The organism is Streptomyces sp. NPDC098789, from assembly GCF_044759975.1.
GTDB lineage: Bacteria > Actinomycetota > Actinomycetes > Streptomycetales > Streptomycetaceae > Streptomyces.
Genome location: NZ_JBIWAJ010000022.1, coordinates 62,935 through 83,905, shown reverse-complemented (window position 1 = coordinate 83,905; position 20,971 = coordinate 62,935). Strand labels below are relative to the sequence as shown.

17 protein-coding genes are annotated in these 20,971 nt (G+C 72.4%); 2 read left to right on the top strand and 15 right to left on the bottom strand.

Annotated features, from left to right (window positions below):
- Positions 1 to 53 precede the first annotated feature (53 nt).
- From ACIQWR_RS33825 to pdhA, 14 genes are all read right to left on the bottom strand, one after another.
- A complete protein-coding gene (locus ACIQWR_RS33825; RefSeq protein WP_404017599.1) occupies positions 54 to 1,424 on the bottom strand; it encodes a nitrate/nitrite transporter in 1,371 nt (456 codons plus the stop codon).
- Positions 1,421 to 2,071: a GntR family transcriptional regulator gene (locus tag ACIQWR_RS33820; RefSeq protein ID WP_404017596.1), complete on the bottom strand. Its 651-nt coding sequence runs from the start codon at positions 2,069 to 2,071 to the stop codon at positions 1,421 to 1,423. Before ACIQWR_RS33820 ends, ACIQWR_RS33825 begins: the two co-directional genes overlap by 4 nt.
- Before the next feature lie 64 nt (positions 2,072 to 2,135).
- On the bottom strand, positions 2,136 to 2,495 hold the full coding sequence (locus ACIQWR_RS33815) for a protease inhibitor I42 family protein (protein WP_404017593.1): 360 nt from the start codon (positions 2,493 to 2,495) through the stop codon (positions 2,136 to 2,138).
- A gap of 28 nt (positions 2,496 to 2,523) precedes the next feature.
- Positions 2,524 to 4,476 (bottom strand): C1 family peptidase, encoded by a 1,953-nt coding sequence (locus ACIQWR_RS33810; RefSeq protein ID WP_404017590.1) that lies wholly within the window; start codon positions 4,474 to 4,476, stop codon positions 2,524 to 2,526.
- 193 nt (positions 4,477 to 4,669) lie between these two features.
- A complete protein-coding gene (locus tag ACIQWR_RS33805) occupies positions 4,670 to 5,503 on the bottom strand; it encodes a hypothetical protein (protein WP_404017587.1) in 834 nt (277 codons plus the stop codon).
- Between the two features lie 218 nt (positions 5,504 to 5,721).
- Entirely contained in the window at positions 5,722 to 6,486 is a 765-nt protein-coding gene (locus ACIQWR_RS33800) for a hypothetical protein (protein WP_404017584.1), read from the bottom strand.
- Positions 6,487 to 6,584: 98 nt separating this feature from the next.
- Positions 6,585 to 7,538, bottom strand: coding sequence for a GNAT family N-acetyltransferase (locus ACIQWR_RS33795; RefSeq protein ID WP_404017581.1), 954 nt, complete (start codon positions 7,536 to 7,538; stop codon positions 6,585 to 6,587).
- Between the two features lie 54 nt (positions 7,539 to 7,592).
- On the bottom strand, positions 7,593 to 8,000 hold the full coding sequence (locus ACIQWR_RS33790) for a hypothetical protein (RefSeq protein WP_404017578.1): 408 nt from the start codon (positions 7,998 to 8,000) through the stop codon (positions 7,593 to 7,595).
- Positions 8,000 to 12,835 (bottom strand): putative T7SS-secreted protein, encoded by a 4,836-nt coding sequence (locus ACIQWR_RS33785; RefSeq protein ID WP_404017575.1) that lies wholly within the window; start codon positions 12,833 to 12,835, stop codon positions 8,000 to 8,002. The genes ACIQWR_RS33790 and ACIQWR_RS33785 overlap by 1 nt, the downstream gene beginning before the upstream one ends.
- Entirely contained in the window at positions 12,836 to 13,402 is a 567-nt protein-coding gene (locus ACIQWR_RS33780) for a hypothetical protein (RefSeq protein WP_404017573.1), read from the bottom strand.
- Positions 13,399 to 13,716 (bottom strand): SseB family protein, encoded by a 318-nt coding sequence (locus ACIQWR_RS33775; RefSeq protein WP_404017570.1) that lies wholly within the window; start codon positions 13,714 to 13,716, stop codon positions 13,399 to 13,401. The genes ACIQWR_RS33780 and ACIQWR_RS33775 overlap by 4 nt, the downstream gene beginning before the upstream one ends.
- A 175-nt stretch (positions 13,717 to 13,891) precedes the next feature.
- Positions 13,892 to 15,319: a dihydrolipoamide acetyltransferase family protein gene (locus tag ACIQWR_RS33770; protein ID WP_404017773.1), complete on the bottom strand. Its 1,428-nt coding sequence runs from the start codon at positions 15,317 to 15,319 to the stop codon at positions 13,892 to 13,894.
- 31 nt (positions 15,320 to 15,350) lie between these two features.
- A complete protein-coding gene (locus ACIQWR_RS33765) occupies positions 15,351 to 16,331 on the bottom strand; it encodes an alpha-ketoacid dehydrogenase subunit beta (protein ID WP_404017567.1) in 981 nt (326 codons plus the stop codon).
- Between the two features lie 2 nt (positions 16,332 to 16,333).
- The gene (gene pdhA / locus ACIQWR_RS33760) at positions 16,334 to 17,542 is read right to left on the bottom strand and encodes a pyruvate dehydrogenase (acetyl-transferring) E1 component subunit alpha (RefSeq protein ID WP_399265442.1); all 1,209 of its coding nucleotides are present in this window, start codon (positions 17,540 to 17,542) and stop codon (positions 16,334 to 16,336) included.
- Positions 17,543 to 17,865: 323 nt separating this feature from the next.
- Between pdhA and ACIQWR_RS33755 the strand changes: the two genes are divergently transcribed.
- Positions 17,866 to 18,525 (top strand): response regulator, encoded by a 660-nt coding sequence (locus tag ACIQWR_RS33755; protein ID WP_404017564.1) that lies wholly within the window; start codon positions 17,866 to 17,868, stop codon positions 18,523 to 18,525.
- A gap of 184 nt (positions 18,526 to 18,709) precedes the next feature.
- On the top strand, positions 18,710 to 19,126 hold the full coding sequence (locus ACIQWR_RS33750; RefSeq protein ID WP_404017561.1) for a pyridoxamine 5'-phosphate oxidase family protein: 417 nt from the start codon (positions 18,710 to 18,712) through the stop codon (positions 19,124 to 19,126).
- 121 nt (positions 19,127 to 19,247) lie between these two features.
- Here ACIQWR_RS33750 and ACIQWR_RS33745 read toward each other — a convergent pair whose 3' ends face one another.
- Entirely contained in the window at positions 19,248 to 20,792 is a 1,545-nt protein-coding gene (locus tag ACIQWR_RS33745) for a protein kinase (protein WP_404017558.1), read from the bottom strand.
- Between the last annotated feature and the right edge of the window lie 179 nt (positions 20,793 to 20,971).

Here is a 20,971-nt window from a genome sequence, read left to right as displayed (position 1 = left end):
CGCCCACCACGGGCGGCGGCGGACCGGCGGGCCCACCCGGGTGGGTGGAGGGCTCAGACCTCCGCCCGTGCAGGGACCGGGGCTGCGCCCGGTGCCGGGGTCAGGGCAGCGGCCCCCCGCTCCCGCTCCCGCAGAAGCGCCCGCCCCCGCAACCGCAGGATCTGCGACACCCCCAGCGCCTCCAGCACGAAGACCGAGGAGAACGCGATCCGGTAGTCGTCCCCGGTGGCGTCCAACAGCACCCCCACCGCCAGCAGCGTCGTCATCGAAGCGATGAACCCGCCCATGTTGGTGATCCCGGAGGCCGTCCCCTGCCGCGCCGCCGGATTCGCCGGGCGCGCGAAGTCGAAGCCGATCATCGACGCGGGCCCGCACGTCCCCAGCACCACGCACAGCGTGACCAGCAGCCACATCGGCGCCCGCTCCCCCGGATACACCAGCACCGCACCCCACATCAGCGCCGTCACCCCCACCGTGCCGAGCGCCAGCGGGATCCGCGCACCCTGCCGGCGCCCCACCAACTGCCCGTAGAACAGCCCGAAGCCCATGTTCGCGACGACGATCAGCGTCAGCAGCCCGCCCGCCCCGCCGCGCGACAGCCCCTGCGCCTCGACCAGGAACGGCATCCCCCACAGCAGCAGGAACACCATCGCCGGGAACTGCGTCGTGAAGTGCACCCACAGCCCGAGCCGGGTCCCGGGCTCGCGCCAGGATTCGGCGATCTGACGGCGTACGTAGCCCCCTTCGCCCCGCGCCACCGGCGCCGGCGCGTGCCCCTCGGGGTGGTCGCGCAGGAACAGCAGCAGCGGCACCAGCACCACGAGCCCCGCCACCGCACTGCCCGCGAAGGCCGGCACCCAGCCCACCCCGTGCAGTACGGGCGCCAGCACCAGCGTGGAGACGAGGTTGCCCGCCATGCCCACCAGCCCGGCGAGCTGCGCCATCAACGGCCCCTGCCGGGCGGGGAACCAGCGGGTGCCCAGCCGCAGCACCGAGATGAAGGTCATGGCGTCGCCGCAGCCCAGCAGGGCGCGCGCGGCCAGCGCCGTCCCGTAGCTCGGGGAGAGCGCGAAGCCGATCTGGCCGGCCGTGAAGAGCACCGCGCCGAGCGTGAGCACCTTCTTCGTGCCGAGCCGGTCCACCATCAGGCCGACGGGTATCTGCATGCCCGCGTACACGAGCAGTTGGAGCAGCGAGAAGGTGGACAGGGCCGATGCGCTCACGTGGAAGCGGTCGGCGGCGTCCAGGCCCGCGACGCCCAGGCTGGTGCGGAAGATGACGGCGACGAAGTAGACGGCGACGCCGATGGACCAGACGAAGACGGCCCGCCGCCCGCCCGGCGGGTCCTTCGGCAGGTGGGGCACGGGCGGCAGGTCGGCGGCGGGGGCGGGAGCCGGGACGGGGACGGGGACGGAGGCGCTCATCGCGCGTCACCCCGGACCAGGGCCGCGACCCGTCCGACGTGCCCGCGCACCGCCGCGGCCGCGCTCTCGCCGTCCCCGGCGCGCAGCGCGTCCAGGATCTCGGCGTGCTCGGCGAGGGTCTTCGCGATCCGCTCGGGGTGCGCGTGCAGCAGCCGGGCGCCCATCCGCAGCTGCCGGTCGCGCAGTTGGTCGTAGAGCCGGGACAGGATCTGGTTCCCGGCGCTGCGGACGATCTCGGCGTGGAAGCAGCGGTCGGCGACGATCAGCGCGCTCAGGTCGCCGCTCGCGGCGTGCCGGCGCTGCTCGTCGATCAGCTCCGCGAGCCGCTCCAGCAGGGCGGGCGCGGCCGGTACGGCCCGCCGGACGGTGAACTCCTCGACGAGCAGCCGGGTCTCGACGACGTCGGCGATCTCCTGCGCGGAGACGGCCAGGACCAGCGCGCCCTTCTTCGGGTAGAGCTTGATCAGCCCTTCCGTCTCCAGGCGCAGCAGCGCCTCGCGCACGGGCGTGCGCGAGACCCCCACCGCGTCGGCGAGCTCGCCCTCGGTGAGCAGGGTCCCGCCTTCGTAGTGGCGGTCGAGCACGCCGTTCTTGACGTGCTGGTAGACGCGTTCGGCGGCCGTGGGCGCGAGTGTGGCGGATGGCATGCGCACAGCATAGATACAAGACAGGTGCAACCCGGCACCCGTCCGGGATGTGGACGCCGGCGGCTCAGTCCGCCGCGGGCGGGGCGGCGGGCCCGACCTCGACCTCCAGCACGAACTCGTCGTACGGCGCCTCGTCGGGGTAGGGCGGCCGGACCTGGGCGAAGCGGATCCGGGCCCGCCCGCCGGGACACCGGCCGCGCACGACGTACGTCCGCTCCACCGGCGCGCCGGGCAGCACCGGCGCCGCTTCCCGGTCCGGCGGGCCGCCCGGCTCCGCCCGGCCGCCGGGCGGCCCCTCGGACACCTCCACCGCGTCCGCGTCGCCCGTCACCTGCCAGGTCCACACGTACCCGCGCGCCCCGCGCCCGGTGAGGCGCAGGACGTACGCCTCACCGACGCGGAGCGCCACCGTCCGTACCTCCACCGGGGGGCCCTCCTCACGTCGCCGCACCTCAGGCGGGCCCGATCACCGGCCCCTCGTGCCATCCCGCGCCGTCGCGCCAGTAGTGCTGGAGCTGACGATCGGTGCGCAGGACGATGACCTCCAGATTGAACCCGAAGCTGCCCTGGAGCATCCCGGTGACCGCGAGCGCGTCGTGCCCGAAGACCGCGCTGCGGTTCCAGCCCGCGCCCGCCGCGTTCCCCCGCCACCAGTGCTCGATCCGGCCGCCCGCCGCCACGCACAGCTCGTAGTTCCCGGCCGTGTCCTCGTCGGCGGCTCCGTACTGGCCCTCGATCAGGCAGGGCGCGGAGGTGATCCCGGTGCCGAAGAGCTCGCCCGCGCGCCAGGCGAAGCCGTTCGGGTCGTCGCGCCACCACAGCTGCATGCGGCCGTCGGTACGGGTGGCCACCAGGTCGAGGTGGCGGGCGCGGGTCTGGACCAGGGCGGGACCGTAGTGGGCGATGCCCGAGGCGAAGCGGCCGCCGTCGTTCCAGGTCCAGGGCGAGCCGTTGATCCGCCACCAGTGGTTGAGGCGTCCGTCGGCGGTCCGCAGGACCACCTCGAAGTTGCCCGGCTTGCCGTAGTCGCTCTGGATGAACCCCGGCGTGCTGCCGGCCGCCGCGTCGGAGGGGCCGAAGATGCCCGCGTCGCGCCAGGTGCCGCCGGACTGGTCGTAGAACCAGTGGTGCAGCCGCCCGCCCGTGGTGACGTGCACTGATTCCAGGTTCCGGTTGTAGGTGGTGCTCGTGAAGGCGGGCAGCCCGGAGGCATCGCTGCCGAAGGCCGCGGCGCGGGCCCACGGGAAGGGCGCGTCGCCCTCCCGCCACCAGTGCTGGAGCCGCCCGCCGCCGGTCGTCGCGAGCATCTCGAAGTTGCGGTGCGCGCGGCCGTTGCCGCTCTCGAAGACGTTCCCGGTGTGCAGCCGGCGCTTGGTCCACGGGTCGGCGTTGGTACCGCGCAGCCCGCACTTGGCCCAGTAGTCGATCTTCACCTCGCCGTAGGCGATCCGCCCGTAGCCCCCCACGTGGTAGCCCGTGCCCCAGGAGTTCTTGAAGAGCCAGCACCCGGCCGCGTCGTCGTAGCCGACGATCAGCACGCAGTGGCCGCCCGCGTAGTGGTCGCTGGTGCGCCGGTAGACGCCGGAGCCGAGCCCGAAGAAGTCGTCGTAGACGTCGAAGCAGGCCGTCAGCGGGCCGACCGTGTCCAGCCAGACCTTCTGCTGCTCGACGTCGCCGAGCCGGACGTAGTCGGCGATCCGCACGGTCCGGCCGGACCGGTCCCAGCTGGGCGTGTAGTCCGCCCGCCAGGCATCGCGGCGGTCGGCGGGCACGGAGGCCGGCGGGGTCGTGTACGGATAGCAGTCCGGGTCGCAGATGCCCCCGTTGACCTTGATCCAGTCCAGCGCGGTCTCGGGGTTGCTGCCCTGGCCGCAGCTGAACTTCAGGCCGTCGTGCACGTCCCCCTCGGAGCGCTCGGCCCACACCGCGTGCTCGATCCGCGCCATCGACTCGACCAGGCCGGTCGCGCCGAAGGCCCAGCAGGAGCCGCACGGGTTCTGGTCCTTGACCTTGGTGATCCAGGGCCAGCCCCAGCGGCCCCGCCAGTCGACGGCGGCGGGTCGGGCCCCGACGACCGGCGGCTCCGTCTCCGGCAGCAGGCCGTGCGCCGCGCGGCGCCGGGTGAGGTCGCGGTTCGCGCTCTCGCGGCCGATGAGCGCCCGCAGGTCCACGGGGCCCGCCTCGGCGGCGGGCGTGAGGTTGGCCCCCGGCTCCAGACCCAGCGAGGGCCGGGGCACGGCTTGGTGGTCGGCGAGGTGCTCGCTCACCGTCCACGAGGCCCCGGCTCCGGCGAGCTGGGCCCGCAGCTCCCCGGCGAGCTGGACGCGGGCGGTGCGGTGCGGGTCGGGCCCGTCGTGCGGGTCGTGCGGGTCGTGCTGGTCGTGCTGGTCGGACTGCTCCGGCATACCGGTCCCCCCAGATGCGTACGGATGCGAGGTCCCGGAGCGTCCATCCGGAGCGCACCGCCGTCAAGGGGGTCCGTGCGGTGGCACCGGGGCACGGGGGGAGCACCGGCGCGCGGAGCCCCTGAGGGGGGCGGGCCGCCCGTGCCCCGCCCCCACCACCGGGTAGCGGGGCGGGGGCGCGGGCGCGGTGCGGCTACTCGACGGGCAGCGCCGGGGCCGGGACCGGGAGGGCGGGGGCCGGGACGGGCAGCGCGGGGACCGGGACCGGGAGCGGGGGCAGTCCGCCGCCCGTCAGGAGCGCCGCGACCAGGGCGGTCAGGGACGCCACGACGTCGGTGGACTTGGCCGCGGCGTCGGTCGAACAGCCGCAGGGGCCGGAGGCCTTGAGCAGCCCGTCGACGGCCTTCTTGAGGTTGTCCACGGCGACGGTGACCAGGTCCAGCGGGGCCGCTTTCGCCCCTGCGGCGGCCGCCGCGACCACCGGCAGCTTGGGCGCGTCCACCGGGAGCTTCGGCGCGTCCACGGGCAGCTTGGGCGCATCGACCGGGAGCTTCGGCGCGTCGACCGGCAGCTTGGGCGCGTCGACCGGCAGCTTGGGCGCGTCGACCGGGAGCTTCGGGGCGTCGACGGGGAGCTTCGGGGGATCGACGGGCAGCTTCGGCACGTCCACCGGCGGCTTCGGGAGGTCGACCGGCGGCTTCGGCACGTCCGCCGGGGGCTTCGGCAGCTTGGCGACGGCGTCGTCGATCGCCTTCTTCAGCTTGGCCGCGTCCACCTCGGGGAGCTTGCCGTCGGGGGCCTTGAGCACGGCGGAGAGCAGATCGGTGACCGGCGTGAGGACCCCGCCGAGCGCGCCGAGCGACGTGACCTGCGCCAGCAGGGCCTCCGTCCCCGGGATGGCCCGGGCCGAAGCGGAGACGACGGACTGGTGCGCGTCCTGGGAGGCCGCACCGGCGAGGCCGGGGGACGCGGCCAGCAGGGACACGCAGAGGACTGCGGGGACGGTGTAGCGGGTGAAGCGGCGCAACGTTCTCTCCTGTCAGGCGCGATGACGGCATGGGACGTACCGCCGCCACCCACTCACGGACACCCCGTCAGATCCCGCAACTCGACGCCCTGCGGCGCACGCTGGGACACGCCGAGCAACTGGCGCACCCACCCCTGTGACCAGCGGCGATGACGTCACCCCCGGGGCGTGCTGCACCCTCGTGAACCGGCGCGGGCGCGCAGCCCGCGGGGATCCGGCTACGGAAGCCGCGGCCGGACCCGCGTCCACGCGTCCACGGCCGTGCCCAGCGGGTCGTCCGGCGCGAGGTGCGGCCGGGCCAGCGCCAGCCACGACAGCAGGTTCTTGATCCGGCGCAGGTGCAGGATGCGGGCCTTGGGCAGGTCGCGCCAGGAACGGGCCTCGTCGGCCGCCGCCCCGGGGGTCAGGTCGATCAGTGCCAGCAGGTCCCGGCAGAGCGCCGCCGGGTCCCCGCCGGGCCCGGGGCCGAACTGCTGGAGGAGGTAGCCCCGTACGGCCGCCTCCTCGGCGGCGGCCACCAGCGCGTCCTCCCCCGCCCGGGCGGCCTTGCGCCGGGTCGCGGCCACCGCCACGCGGCCCCAGCGCAGCCGCACCCCGTCCGGCAGCCGGCCGTCCCGCGCCCGGCCCACGGCCAGCGCGCGCAGCTCCAGCGGCCTTGGCTCGTCCTCCAGCGGCGGATCGGTGGCCAGCCAGAGCTCCAACTCGCCCAGGGCGTGCCCGTCGGGCGGCACCGCGGTCAGCACCTGGCCCCGGGTCAGCAGGGCGACCACGGCGCCGGTCAGGTGCACCGTCGCCACGTGGCCCGCGGCGAAGAAGGCCACGGGGCTCCCGTTCCGCTCGATCCGGCGCAGCCCCAGCCTCGATTCCCCGGCCGCGTAGACCTGTCCGGCCCGCGCGACCCCGCCCACGCAGCGCACGACGCACACGCCACCGGACACGTCCGCCTCTTCGACGGAGTACACCTGCAACTCGGCGATCGACACCCCGGTCCCCCTTCCCCGGCGGCACGCTACCGCGTCGACGCCCGCTCGGCCGCGGCCTTGCGGCCACTGCCCGCGCCGCCCGCCGCAGGTCCCGGAGCTCAGGGCCCGGACGGCTCCTCCAGCACCAGGCGGATCTCCGTCACCCGGTAGCCGGCGCGGTCGAAGGCGGCCGCCATCGGCCGGTTCACGGTGTCCGTGGTGGCGGTGATCCGGTCGGCTCCCTCGGCCGCGTGGAAGCGGGTGATCTCGCCGAGGACCTCGTCGATCAGCCCCTTGCCGCGCAGCTCGGGTACGACGCCGAGGTAGCCGACGTTGCGGTGGTAGGGGGTGCGGGAGGGGATCGCCATCCCCGCCGGGGTGCCGTCGGGCAGGTGCGCCAGGCGCCACCAGGACCGCTCGCCCGGGCAGTCGAGGTAGTAGGCCAGGTCGTCCCGGGCCAGGGCCTCGGCGTCCATCGCGCGCAGCTCGGCCTGGGTGTGCAGGTCCAGGCTGCCGCGCGACAGCCGGGCGAAGAAGTCGAGGAACTCCTCGTCCGTGCCCTCCCGGAAGACCAGCCGGCCCGTGGGTTCCGCGGTCCCCGCCTCGGGCGTCCACTCGTAGCGCAGCCGCTCGACGGTTCCGGTCAGCCCCGCCCGGTGGGCGGCCTCCTCGCGCCAGGCGACCGCGCGGGCCAGCGCGGGGGTGGCCCGCCAGTCGTGCGGCAGCGAAAGGTTGTACAGCGGCCGCGCCCCGAAGGCCTCGTGACCGGCCGCCAGCAGCCGCACGGCCAGCTCGGCCGGGTCGGACACCTCGGGCCGCACCTGGAGGCAGTCCAGCGCCAGCGGGTGCTCGCTGTCGGCGCGGCCCCACCACAGGGCGCGGGCCAGGATCCGGCCCTCCTCGTCCTCGGCGAACCAGGTCCACTCGGGCCGGAACTGCTGCGCGGCGAGTTCGTCCCGGACCCGGTCGGCGTCCAGGGCGGGAACGGGATCGGTGGGGCCGTCGGCCGGGTAGGCGACGGCCCGTTCGAGGTCGGCGGGGTCTGCGGTGGCGGGGCGGAATCGAAGAGGCATCCGCCGATGATCACATTCCGTGCCCGGTGGGGAAAGGGAGTTCTTCCTCCGCCGTCAGCGCCAGGTACGGGCGTCGCGGACCGCACCCGCCGCCAGGTCCAGGCGGCCCTGGAAGTCGCCCGAGCGGGTGGCGATGACCAGCAGGGGCAGCCCCGCGGAGTCCCGGTAGGCGCTGTAGAACCCGAGCACCGCGTTCGGGTCGGACAACAGGTCGGCCGGGGGGCTCAGTCGGAGCAGTTCCGTGCCGTCGGCCCGGTAGACGACCGCGTTGTCCTTCGGCGTGAAGGGCCGGGTGTCCAGGGCTTCCACCACCAGCACCAGGGTCTCGCCGTCGTGCGTCCACGTCATGACCGACTGCGGCGGCGCGCCGTGTCGCTTCTCGACCGCGGCGCCGCCGTCGTTCCAACGGACGGTGCTCTCGCCGGCGGTCCAGTCGACCGTCATCTCGGGTTCCTGCGTCATTACTTGGGGATCTCCACGGGAGGGCCGACCGGGATCAGTCGGGCGCGGTCTTCGTAGTTCAGGATTTCCAGCTGGCTGACCCCGCCCGGCAGATGGCCCAGCGTCGGGTCCGTCTGCGGGCCGATGATGCTCTCCTGGATCCGGATGGGGTCACCGGTGTCCGGGAAGCGGTACCGCTGGAGCATCGAGACGTCGTCCTTCCAGTCGGTGCGGATGGCCAGTTGGTCGCGCACGAACTGCTGGTTGGGGACGCCTTCGAACGTACCGAATCCACCGGGGCTGGTGGCCGGCTGCCCCTTGGACAGCACCATGTTGAACTCCTCGCCCGGCCGTGCCAGCCGGGAGGTGATCGGCGTCCCGTACATGTTCGGGGGTTCGCGCTCGGCCTTGGGCAGTGCCAACTGCTCCTTGCCCGCCGCCGGGCAGCCACTCAGGCCCAGCGGGTCGGCCCACACCAGGGGGTTGGTGACGTAGGCGACCGGGTTCGGGGACGGCGTCAGACCCAGCGGGTCGGAGGTCAGGTAGCGGGCCGTCTCCGGGTCGTAGGTCCGGAAGTGGTTGTGGTGGAGGCCCGTCTCCGGGTCGTAGTACTGGCCGGGGAAGCGCAAGGGCGTGTAGGCGCTCGCATCTCGGTTCCAGCTCGTCGCGCCCCACACGGTGGAGCGGGTGCGCCAGGCGACGGCCCCCTGCTCGTCGATCAGCTCCGTCGGGGTGCCGACCAGGTCGGTGACGATGGCGAAGAACCGGCTGTCGATCTCCGGCTGCGGCAGCTCGCGCGGGTCCCCCGGCGCGGCTACGGGCCGGATGGACTCGACTTGGGTGAGTGGATGCAGACCGGCGTGCGTCCAGCTGAGCGTGACCTCGTGCGGGCTGTCCCGCACGAGGGTGGTCTGCTCGGCCAGCGTGGTGCCGTCCCACGTGAAGAGGGTTTCCTCCGCGACCACGGGATCCGCGACGGGTGTTTCACGTGGAACACCGCCAACTCCTCCAGCCAGGGCACCTGTTTCACGTGAAACATCTTCGGTTCCACGTGGAACTCGTTCGGTTCCACGTGAAACACCGGCCGGATCGAGCCGCTGCTTGGCGATGCGGCGGCCGAGCCCGTCGTACCGGTAGCGCCAGCGGGTCCCGTCCGCGGTGGTGACCTCGGTCAGTCGGTCGTCCGCGTCCCAGACGTAGTGCCAGGTGTCGGGCTTGCGGGAGAGTCGGGTGCGCTGCCGCAGGACCACACGGCCCTGGGCGTCGTGCTCGTAACGGACCCGGCCCGCCCGGGTGATCCGGGTTCCGGTGTACTCGCGCTCGCCCACGGCGTCGGCGCCCGGGTGGGTCTGCGGCCAGTCGGCGGACGTCTGGTTGCCCGCCTCGTCGTAGGCGTAGCGCTCCGACCAGGAGGCGGCGTCCACACCGGTGATCCGGGACGCGCTGTCCAGGGTGAAGCGGCGCGGACCGGTCGTCTCGTCGTCGATCTCCAGCAGGTTGCCGTCGGCCCGGTAGGCATAGCCGCGGCGTTGCAGGGTCCGCTGGTCCGAGCCGGTGATGTGCCGGGTGGTGAGCCTGCCCGCGGCGTCGAAGGTGTGGTGCAGGGTCGCGTTCCGCCCGATGCGCCGGGTCAGTTCACGGCCCGCGGCGTCCCGCTCGAAGGCCACGTCCCGTCCGGAAGCGTTCAGTCCCGTGCAGTGACCGGCCGCGTCGTAGGTCCAGTGGGTCCGCGCCCCGCTGGGCAGGGTCCGGGCCACGGGTCGGCTCAGCTCGTCGTAGGCATAGCGGACCGCCCGCCCGTCCACGCGTTCCTCGGCCAGGCGCCCGTGCCGGTCGCGGATGCGCACCAGCCGGGTGCCGTCGGTCGAGGTCACCGCCGCGGGCAGGTCGAAGACGTCGTACTCGAAGGTGGCCGTGCCCGTCGGGGAGGTCTTGCGGACGATCCGGCCGAGCACGTCCCGCTCGTAGGCGATCTCCTCGCCCGCCGCGTTCGTGCGGGAGGCGAGCCGTCCCGTCGGGTCATAGGCGTAGCTCAGGGTCCGGCCGTCGAAGTCCGTCTCCGAGGTCAGCCGGCCCGCCGCGTCGTAGGTGTACTCCCAGTTCACTCCCTGGGGGTTGCGCACACCGGTCAGCCGCAGTCCCGCGTCGTAGGTGTACGCGTGCCGCACCCCGTCGGGTCCGGTGCGGGCGGCGAGGAGATCGAAGTGGGTGTATTCGAACCGGGTCACCCCGCCCGACGGATCGGTGAAGACCGTGCAGTTGCCCTCGCCGTCGTAGACCCAATGGCGCTGCGCGCCGTCCGGGTCCACCCGGCGGGCGGGCTTGCCCTCGGTGGTCCACTCCATGAGCGTGACCCCGCCGAGCGGGTCGGTGACCCGGACCGGGCGGCCGAAGGCGTCCCGGTCGAAGCGGGTGACGGCGCCCAGCGGATCGGTGCTGGTGACCGGGAGGCCCGCCGCGTCGCAGGTGGTGCGGGTGACCGCGCCCAGCGGGTTGGTGACCGCCGTGAGGTGGCCGCGCTCGTCGTGGGCGAAGGTCGTCACCGCACCCGCCGAGGTGGTGAGCGAGATGCGGTTGCCGCGCTCGTCGTAGCTCTGCCGGATCACCGTGCCGTCGGCGTTCGCCACCCGGACGGGCAGACCCAGCCGGTCGTACTCGGTGCCCGCGCTCCGGCCGTCGGGGCGGACGGAGCGGATGATCCGGCCGGCCCCGTCGTACTCCTGGTGGGAGGTGGCGCCGAGGGCGTCGGTGCGGCTGGTCGGCCGCCCCTGCCGGTCGTAGGCGTAGTGGGTGACGGCGCCGAGCGGGTCGATCTCGGCGACCACCCGGCGGTGCGCGTCGATCAGGTAGCGGCGGGTGTCCCCGGCCGCGGTGGTGACGCTGGTGATCCGGTGACCGGTGGTCGGGTCGACGGCGGCGTAGTCGAGGGTGAGGGCGAGGTGTCCGCCGCTGCCGCCCTCGGCGACGCAGCGGTCCTGGTCGTCGTAGACGTAGTCGTAGCGGCTGTGGTTGGTGTCGGTCCAGGACGTGATCCGGCCGCGCTCGTCGTAGTCGAACCGCAACGGCAGGCCCGAGGAGTTGGTCACGCCGGTGAGCCGACCGTCGGTGTAGTCGTACGCGAGGATCCGCGGGCCACCGCTCAGGTGCAGGGCGGCGATCCGCCCGTCGGCCGTCTCCAGGTCCAGGTGGTAGCCGCCGCTGTGGGCGATGCCCACCGGGGTGCCCTCGGCGTCGTACTCGAAGGTGATGGTGTTGCCGTTGCGGTCCGAGAGCTCCGCGATCGGGGCCCGGCCGTCGACGCCGGCCTCCGGGGCGGGCGCGGTGAAGCGGCGGACGTGGCCGGTCACCGGGTCGGTCAGGGTGTAGTCGCCTTCGGGGGTGCGCTCCAGGGGCCGGGACGGGCCCGTGGCGGGCAGCACCGGAACACCGGGGGCCGGATGCGGGTACCCGATCAGGAGGCCGTCCTCGGTGACCAGGACGACGCCCTCGGCGTCGATCTCCAGGTGCTGGTCGACCGTGCTGCTCCACGAGGGCCCGAACCAGCGTCCCGCCGTGTAGCCGGACTCCGCCCGGCGCCCGAACACCAGGGGCAGGGCGCCCGGCAGCACCACGTCGGTCTGCGGCAGGTACATCCGGCCGGTGGCGAGGTCCACCGGGTCCGTGCCGCCGGTGGTCCGCTCGCCGTCCGGGGTCTTGTGGAGGTCCGGACCGTCTCCGGTGAGGGCCTTGCGACCGGGCCCGGTGGGGATGTCGTCGGCGAGCTTGGCGACCGTACCGGCCTTCTTCGCCAGCCCGAGGCCCTTGGTGCCGATCAGTTCCGGAAGCAGCTTGCCGATGCCCTCGGACGGGTCCTTCATGAACTGGTCGAGCATCTGCTTGCCCGCGCCCATGGGGTCGTTGACGGCGGTGACCAGCCCGGCGACCGTCGAGTTCAGGCTGGTCACGTACTCGGCGGGATGGGTCAGGTTGTAGGGGTCCGTCGGGTTGACCGAGCGGACGAAGTTGACCAGGCCGGCCGTGCCCTTGACGACCCCGCCGGTGAGGTGCGTCTTGGCGATGTCGAGGTACTGCATCCCGTCGCCGAACTGTTCGCCGTACGAGGGCTTCTCCGGGGCCGCGTCCCGCGCCGCGCGGACCGCCGTGCGGGCCGTCTCCGCCACCTCGTTGCGCTGCGTGCGGGCCCTGTCGAGCTTCTCCTGGGCCGCGTGGGCGAGTGCGGTGCCCGGGTCGGTGAAGCCTCCCGGTTTGGGCGGCAGGGTGTCCTTCTTGGCATCGATGGCGTCGTTGTAGGTGTCGACCTGCTTGTTGTAGGCGTTGCGGGCGTCCGTCGAGGCCTTCTTGGCCGCGTCGTAGTCCGCCAACGCCTCCTTGGCCTGCCCCTGTGCCCACTCCACCGTCTCGGCGAAGCCCCCCACGGCGACGGCGGCCTTGCCGAAGGACTCGGCCGCCTTGAACCAGCGCGGCGGTTCCTTCGCGACCGATTCGCGGAAGGCGTCCGCCGTCTTGCCCTTCAGACCGTCCGCGTCCATCCCCTTGAGCCCGCTGCCGACCTTGTCGAAGGCCGCTTTGAAGTCCTGGAGGTGCGCGGCCTGGGCCCGGATCTTGGAGACGCTGCCGTAGACCAGCTTGTGCGGGTCGTCGGTCTGACCGAGCTCCAGCTCGGCTACGTCCGCGCCCAGTTGGTTGGCGGCGGAGCGGCTCTTGTCCCGGATCCAGTCCCCCGCGTCCTCCAGCCCCACCTTGTCGGCCAGCCCGGCGACCTTGTCGCCGGTCCATTCGATGGCGTCGCCGACGTCTTCGACGCGGTCCTCGACCCAGTCCTCGACGGGGTCCGGAATGAAGTCGCCGAGCCCCATCTACTTGCCGTCCCCGCTGCCGGTGGCCTGGTCGACCATGTCTTTCAACGAACCGATCTTTCCGGTGGTCATCAGCTTGTCGCCGGTCTGCGACCAGGTGTCCTTGATGTCCTGGCCGCTCTTCGCGAACGACTCGGGGCTGTAGTCGGGCTTGTACACGTCCGCCCGGAAGATGTCGCCCCAGCCCTTCTCCTCGATCTCGTCCTCGCTCGCGTGCGGGTTCCCGTACGCCGAGTTGGCCGCGACCTTGAACGCGCCCTGGATGTAGTGGTCCTCCTCCCACAGCGTCCCCGCGGAGATCCCCAGCGCCTGCGCCAGGGTGCTCGCGTCCTGGACGAGGGAGCGCACGCCCCACTCCCAGCGTTCGCAGAAGTCCTCGAAGTCCGTGGCCAGGCCGGCGTGACCGGCTTCCATCCCGGTCATCGACAGCGAGCTGAACCCGGCCCCCATCGAGGCCCCGCCCGCGTCGGCACCGGCCTCCCGCAGCTCGCCCACCGCCGCCCGCAGCCCGTCCTGGACGCTCTTCACGGCCTCCGGCGCGACCGCCAGGTCCTGGTCACCGCTCACGCCGTCACCGCCACGGCATCGGGGACGATGCCCACGACCGGCGGGAAGAGCATCGCGCCCTCCCCGTCCGCCACGTTGACGGCGATGCCGGTCGGGCCCTCGGCTCCGGGAACGATCGTGTCGGCCAGCCGGGCGCCGAGCACCGCGAGGTACTCCCACTCCTGGTCCCCGGCGCCGCGCGCGAGCGCGAAGCGCGCCAGGGCGGCCTCGTCCGTGAAGGCGTAGATCCAACGGACCCCGCCCTGCTCGCCCGACATCAGGGCGCCGTCGGCGAGCGGAGCCAGCAGGAGCGCGCGTCGGAATTCGCCGAGCAAACGCTGTGGATGTCCGGATCCGCCCCTCAGGTCGGAAATCTCCTCGGTCAGTCCCATGTCCTGTGCCCCGTTCCCGGAGGTGCTGGGTCGGCCCCCGATTCGCACACGTTACTCAGCAGCGAGGGCCGGCCACCCCTGGGGGTGACCGGCCCTCGCTGATGCGGCGAACGACTTCTCAGGACCAGGTGACCAGGCGCTTCGGGTGCTCCAGGACCGCCGCGATGTCCGCGAGGAAGCGGGAGCCCAGCTCGCCGTCGATCAGCCGGTGGTCGAAGGACAGTGCCAGGGTGGTGACCTGACGCGCCTTCACCTTGCCCTTGTGGACCCACGGCTGGAGCTTGATCGCACCGACCGCGAGGATCGCGGACTCGCCGGGGTTCAGGATGGGCGTACCGGTGTCGACGCCGAAGACGCCGACGTTGGTGATGGTGAGGGTGCCGCCCTGCATGTCCGCGGGGGAGGTCTTGCCCTCGCGGGCCGTCGCCACCAGGTCGGACAGGCCCTGCGACAGCTCCGCCAGGGTCTTGACGTGCGCGTCCTTGACGTTCGGCACGATCAGACCGCGCGGGGTGGCCGCCGCGATGCCCAGGTTCACGTAGTGCTTGAGCACGATCTCCTGGGCCGCCTCGTCCCAGGACGCGTTGACGTCCGGGTTGCGACGGACGGCGATGAGCACGGCCTTGGCGATGAGCAGCAGCGGGTTGATCCGCAGCCCCGCCAGGTCCGGGTCGTCCTTCAGCTCCTGGACGAGCTTCATCGTGCGCGTCACGTCGAGCGTGACGAACTCGGTGACGTGCGGGGCGGTGAAGGCGGAGCTGACCATGGCCTGGGCCGTGACCTTGCGGACGCCCTTGACCGGGATGCGGGTCTCCCGCGCGTCCGGCGCCGACACGGCCGCGGCGGCCGGTGCGGCCTGGGCCGCGGGGGCGACGAGAGCCGCGACGGGCGCGACCGGCTGCGGAGCCAGCGCGGCGGAGGCCGCCGCGTGCACGTCCTCGCGGGTCACGACGCCACCGTCACCGGTGGGCACGATCGCCGCCAGGTCGATGCCGAGGTCCTTGGCGAGCTTGCGGACGGGCGGCTTGGCCAGCGGACGCTCGGCGCCCCGCTGCCCGTGGCCGCCGTAGCCGTTGCTGCCCGATCCGTTCGAGACCGCGACCACCGGAGCCGCCGGAGCGGGTACGGCGGGGGCGGGCACGACGGGCGCGGCCGCTGCCACGGCCTCCGGCGCGGCCTTGCGCGGGCGGCGCTTGGTGGAGGCGGTGGAGACGCCGTAGCCGACGAGGACGGGCTGGCGCGCGGCCGGCGCGGCCTCGGCCTCCGCCTCGGGAGCGGCCTCGGCCGCGGCGGCGACCGGAGCGGCGGCCGGGGCCGCGTCGTCGGCTCCGGTCCGCACCGAGATGATCACCTGGCCGACGTCGACCGTGGTGCCCTCGGCGAAGCGCAGCTCGTGGACCACGCCGTCGAAGGGGATCGGCAGCTCGACGGCCGCCTTCGCGGTCTCGACCTCGCAGACCACCTGGCCGTCCGTGACCGTGTCCCCGGGCTGCACGAACCACTTGAGGATCTCGGCCTCGGTGAGGCCCTCGCCCACGTCGGGCATCTTGAATTCGCTGATCGTCACGAAAATCTCCTCAGTACGCCAGCGAGCGGTCGACGGCGTCGAGCACCCGGTCCAGGCCGGGCAGGTACTCGTCCTCCAGGCGGGCCGGCGGGTACGGCGCGTGGAAACCACCGACGCGCAGCACCGGCGCCTCCAGGTGGTAGAAGCACCGCTCCGTGATCCGCGCGGCGATCTCCGAGCCGACGCCCAGGAACACCGGGGCCTCGTGCACGACGATCAGCCGGCGGGTCTTCTCCGCCGAGGCCTGGATGCCGTCGAAGTCCACCGGGGACATGGACCGCAGGTCGAGGACCTCGACCGACTTGCCCTCCTCGGCGGCGGCCGCGGCGGCCTCCAGGCACACCTTGACCATGGGTCCGTAGGCGGCCAGGGTCACGTCCGACCCCTCCCGCGCGACCCGCGCCTTGTGCAGCTCGCCGGGGATCGCCTCGACGTCGACCTCACCCTTGTCCCAGTAACGGCGCTTCGGCTCGAAGAAGATCACCGGGTCGTCGCTCTGGATGGCCTGCTGGAGCATCCAGTAGGCGTCCGCCGCGTTCGACGGCGAGACCACCTTGAGGCCCGGGACGTGCGCGAACAGCGTCTCCGGGGACTCGGAGTGGTGCTCGACCGCGCCGATGCCGCCCGCGTACGGGATGCGGATGACGACGGGCATCTTGATCTTGCCCAGCGAGCGCGCGTGCATCTTCGCGAGCTGGGTGACGATCTGGTCGTAGGCGGGGAAGACGAAACCGTCGAACTGGATCTCCACCACGGGCCGATAGCCGCGCAGCGCGAGCCCGATCGCGGTGCCGACGATGCCCGACTCGGCGAGCGGGGTGTCGATGACCCGCTCCTCGCCGAAGTCCTTCTGCAGGCCCTCGGTGATCCGGAAGACACCGCCCAGCTTGCCGACGTCCTCGCCCATGATGAGGACCTTGGGGTCGTTCTCCAGCGCCTTGCGCAGCGAGTCGTTGAGCGCCTTGGCGATGGTCAGTTTCTGTACCGGCATGGTCACTCCCCACCCTCGAAGGACGCGAGGTAGGCGGCGAACTGTGCGCGCTCCTCGTCGACGAGCGCGTGCCCGTCGGCATAGACGTTCTCGAAGATCGCCATGGTGTCCGGGTCGGGCATGGCCCGCACGACCTCGCGGACGTGCTTGCCGAGGGCCTCGCTCTCGGTCTCCAGCTCCTCGAAGAACGCCTCGTCGGCGTCTCCGCTCGCGAGCAGGTACGTCTTGAGGCGCAGGATCGGGTCCTTGACCTCCCAGGCCGCGCGCTCCTCGTCCCGCCGGTACTTCGTCGGGTCGTCCGAGGTGGTGTGGGCGCCCATGCGGTACGTGAAGGCCTCGACCAGCGTCGGACCCTCGCCGCGGCGCGCGCGGTCCAGGGCCCAGCGGGTCACGGCCAGGCAGGCCAGGACGTCGTTGCCGTCCACCCGTACGCCCGGGAAGCCGAAGCCCTGGGCGCGCTGGTAGAGCGGGACGCGCATCTGGCGCTCGGTGGGCTCGGAGATCGCCCACTGGTTGTTCTGGCAGAAGAACACCACGGGAGCGTTGTAGACGGCCGCGAAGGTGAACGCCTCGGCCACGTCGCCCTGGCTGGAGGCGCCGTCGCCGAAGTACGCGACGACCGCGGAGTCCGCGCCGTCCTTGGCCACACCCATGGCGTAACCGGTCGCGTGCAGTGTCTGCGAGCCGATCACGATCGTGTACAGGTGGAAGTTGTTGAGGGTCGGGTCCCATCCACCGTGGTTCACACCGCGGAACATGCCCAGCAGGTTGGTCGGGTCGACCCCGCGGCACCAGGCGACGCCGTGCTCGCGGTAAGTGGGAAAGACGTAGTCCTCGTCGTTCAGCGCGCGGGCGCTGCCGATCTGAGCGGCTTCCTGGCCCAGCAGCGAGGCCCACAGGCCCAGCTCGCCCTGGCGCTGGAGCGCGGTGGCCTCGCCGTCGAAACGGCGGGTCAGGACCATGTCGCGGTAGAGACCGCGCAGGTCGTCTCCCGTGATGTCCTCGACGAAGGCCAGGAATTCCGCGTTCTCAGGATGGTCCGCGGCCGAAACCCGGGTCCCCTCGGGCGTCAGCAGCTGTACGAGCTGGGGCTCGGCACTTTCGGTGGCGGCGGCAGCGGCGGCCTTCTTGCCGGCGCTCGCGGCGCCGGCCGCTCGCTTGGTGCCGCTGCTGCGTCGCGGCTTGCGCGCGGCAGTGCTCTCCACGGTCACGTGTGCTCCTCCGTCGGTCCGGCACCCGGGTTCTCCGGGGACCAGTGCGGCTCGCCAAAATCCGTGCGCGCGCACGGGGTGGGTGCGACGCGGTAGGGATTCCGGCGTGACAGGTGCCCCGGCGAGTGCCCTGCACAATGCACGTTACCCAGTGCGTCGCATATCTGCGAAACCCCGTTTGACCTGCGATTTTGCTTGGATTTCCAAGTAAATCCGAGGATCCGGGAACAACCACTGGTCACAGCCTTGCAGGGGGCCGGAACAACGGCACGTTATCCCGGCCTCTTGCGGCAGGGAAGGGGTGAGTGTGTGAAACTGATTCTGTGCGCGAAGACGGAAAAATCAAGGTATTCCTCCTGGACGACCACGAAGTGGTACGCCGAGGTGTCTATGAGCTGTTGTCGGTCGAAGAGGACATCGAGATCGTCGGCGAGGCCGGTACGGCCGCTGACGCCCTGGTCCGCATCCCGGCCACCCGCCCCGACGTCGCCGTGCTCGACGTCCGCCTGCCGGACGGCAGCGGCGTCGAGGTCTGCCGCGAGGTGCGCTCCCAGAACGAGGACATCAAGTGTTTGATGTTGACCTCGTTCGCCGACGACGAAGCGCTCTTCGACGCGATCATGGCGGGCGCCTCCGGGTACGTCCTCAAGGCCATCCGCGGCAACGAGCTGCTGCACGCCGTCCGTGACGTGGCGGCCGGCAAGTCGCTGCTGGACCCCGTCGCCACGGCGCGGGTGCTGGAGCGGCTGCGCGACGGCAAGAACGGGAAGGGTGACGACCGCCTCTCGAACCTGACCGATCAGGAGCGCAAGATCCTCGACCTGATCGGCGAGGGCCTGACGAACCGCGTGATCGGTGAGCGCCTGCACCTGGCCGAGAAGACGATCAAGAACTACGTCTCCAGCCTGCTGTCCAAGCTGGGCATGGAGCGCCGTTCCCAGGCCGCCGCCTACGTGGCCCGCCTCCAGGCCGAGAAGCGCTAGGGCAGCTCCCCCGAGCCGCCCCCGCCGACCCCGGCACCGCCGACCCCGGCACCGCGACGCCCCGTGGCCGCACGCTCGCCGTGTGATTCCACGGGGCACGCTGTTTAATTCGGGACCAACGTCCCCGATCATCGGGGCGGGCTCCTCTTTCCCGGCAGGGTGTCGGTACCGGACAGTGGACGGCATGTCCCCTGAGGAACTCCACGCCATCGAACTGCTGCGCCAGGTGCCGTACGGCCGGGTCGCCACCAGCATGCGCGCGCTGCCCTTCCTCGCCCTGGCCCGCCACATCGTGGTCGACGGCAAGGTGGTGCTGAGAATGCACGCGGGCTTCGGTTATCACCAGGCCTGCAACGGCAGCGTGGTCGCCTACGGCGCCGACAACTTCAATACCGGGGACCCCCGGTTGTGGTCGGTGCAGTTCACCGGAACGGCAGAGATCGTCGAGCCGACCACGGCAGAACTGGAACTCTTCGGTCCAGGTCCGCATTTCATCGACGGCGCGGTCTTCGACCCCGTCTACATGCGAATCGAGCCGCAGTTCGTGACGGTCCACGCGCTGGCCGGTAATCACGACCGGCAGTACCAGCACGCCCTCTGAGCAGCACGAACTCCGAGCGACACCAACTCCGGGCAGTACGAACTCCGAGCAGTACGAACGACGGCGGGCCCGGCGGAAGGAATTCCGCCGGGCCCGTCCACGTGCTCCTGCCCCTACCCCACTAGGGGGCGTCCGGGGAGGGGCTCGACGGCTTGCTCGACTGCGACTTCGACGGCGCCGGGGACGACGGCGTGTGCGAGGGCTCGATCGACGACTCCGAGGTGGACGGCGTCGGCGACGGGCTGTAGCTCGGCGTCCGCGACCGGCTCGGGGTAGAGGAGTAGCTCTCGCGCGGGCGCTGGGACTCGGGCGTGTCCGACGGCGAGGTCTCGGGGCTGCTCTGCGAGCTCTGCTCACTGCTGGGCGTGGTCTGCGAGCTGCTCTGCTCGGTGCTGGGGTTGCCCTTGCTGCCGGTCTTGTCCAGGGCGAAGACCACCCCGGCCGCGATCGCGATCACCGCGAGCGCCGCGAAGAGGACCATCTTCCAGCGGCCACCGCCGGAGCCGCCCTGGCCGTTCCCGTGGCCCTGGCCGCCGTCGTGGTAGCCACCGCCGCCGCCGGGGAAGGCCGAGCCGTCGTCCGGGTTCAGCGGCGGCACCATCGGCTGCTGGAACTGCGAGGTCGTGGCGTTGGAGGGGTACTGCTGGCGGCCGCCGGTGTTCCCCATCGGCATGGCCGTGGTCGCGGCCCCGCCGCGCCCGTGCGGCAGCATCATGGAGACCGGACCGGTGTTCCAGGTGCCCGTGTTCGCGCCCTGGTCCTGGAGCATCTGGAGGGCGTACCCGACCAGACCGCGCATCTCCTCGGCGCTCTGGAACCGGTCGTCCGGGTCCTTGGCCAGCGACCGCATGACCAGTCCGTCGAGCTCCTGCGGGATCGCGTGGCCCTCGGGCAGCTGCGAGGGCGGCACCGGTGCGTCCTGCACGTGCTGGTAGACCACCGACAGCGGCGTCTCGCCCGTGAACGGGGGTCGCAGCGCGAGCAGTTCGTACAGCAGGCAGCCGGTGGCGTACAGGTCGGAGCGGTGGTCGACGGCCTTGCCGAGCGCCTGCTCGGGGGAGAGGTACTGCGGGGTGCCCATGACCATGCCGGTCTGGGTCATCGTCGACTGCGCGCCGTGCAGGGCGCGCGCGATGCCGAAGTCCATCACCTTCACCGCGCCGGTGTTGGTGATGATGACGTTGGCGGGCTTGATGTCGCGGTGCACGATGCCGTGCTGGTGCGAGTAGGCCAGGGCCTCCAGCACGCCGGACACGATGATCAGCGCCTGGTCGGGGCCCGGGGCTTCGGCGCTGATCAGCAGGTCGCGGATGGTGCGTCCCTCGACCAGCTCCATCACGATGTACGGGACGACGTTGGGGCCGACCCGGTCCTCGCCCGAGTCGTAGACGGCCACGACGGCGTGGTGGTTCAGGCCCGCGACCGACTGTGCCTCGCGGGTGAAGCGGGCTTTGGAGACCGGGTCCTCGGCGAGGTCCGCGCGCAGCAGCTTCACGGCGACGGTCCGCCCCAGGCGCACGTCCTCGGCGGCGAACACCTCCGCCATGCCGCCGCGGCCCAGGCGGTGGGTCAGCCGGTACCGGCCGTCACCCACGATCCCGCCGGCGCCCCAGTGCTCAGGACCATCAGCCATCCCGGCGCCGTTTCCCTCGGGTTCGGGTGCCATCAGTCCTCGCCGTCGTCTCTCTGGGCCGCACAAGCGGTGGGTCTTGTTCGGAGTGCTCCGATGAACGCTACAGCCTCGGCGCGACTCGCCGACCGGCTCGACGGCCTGTCCCCGTGTGGTCACGGATCGGGCAGCTGGCTTGACGTGGGCTTGCCCTCCGGCAGACTGGGCGCGATATG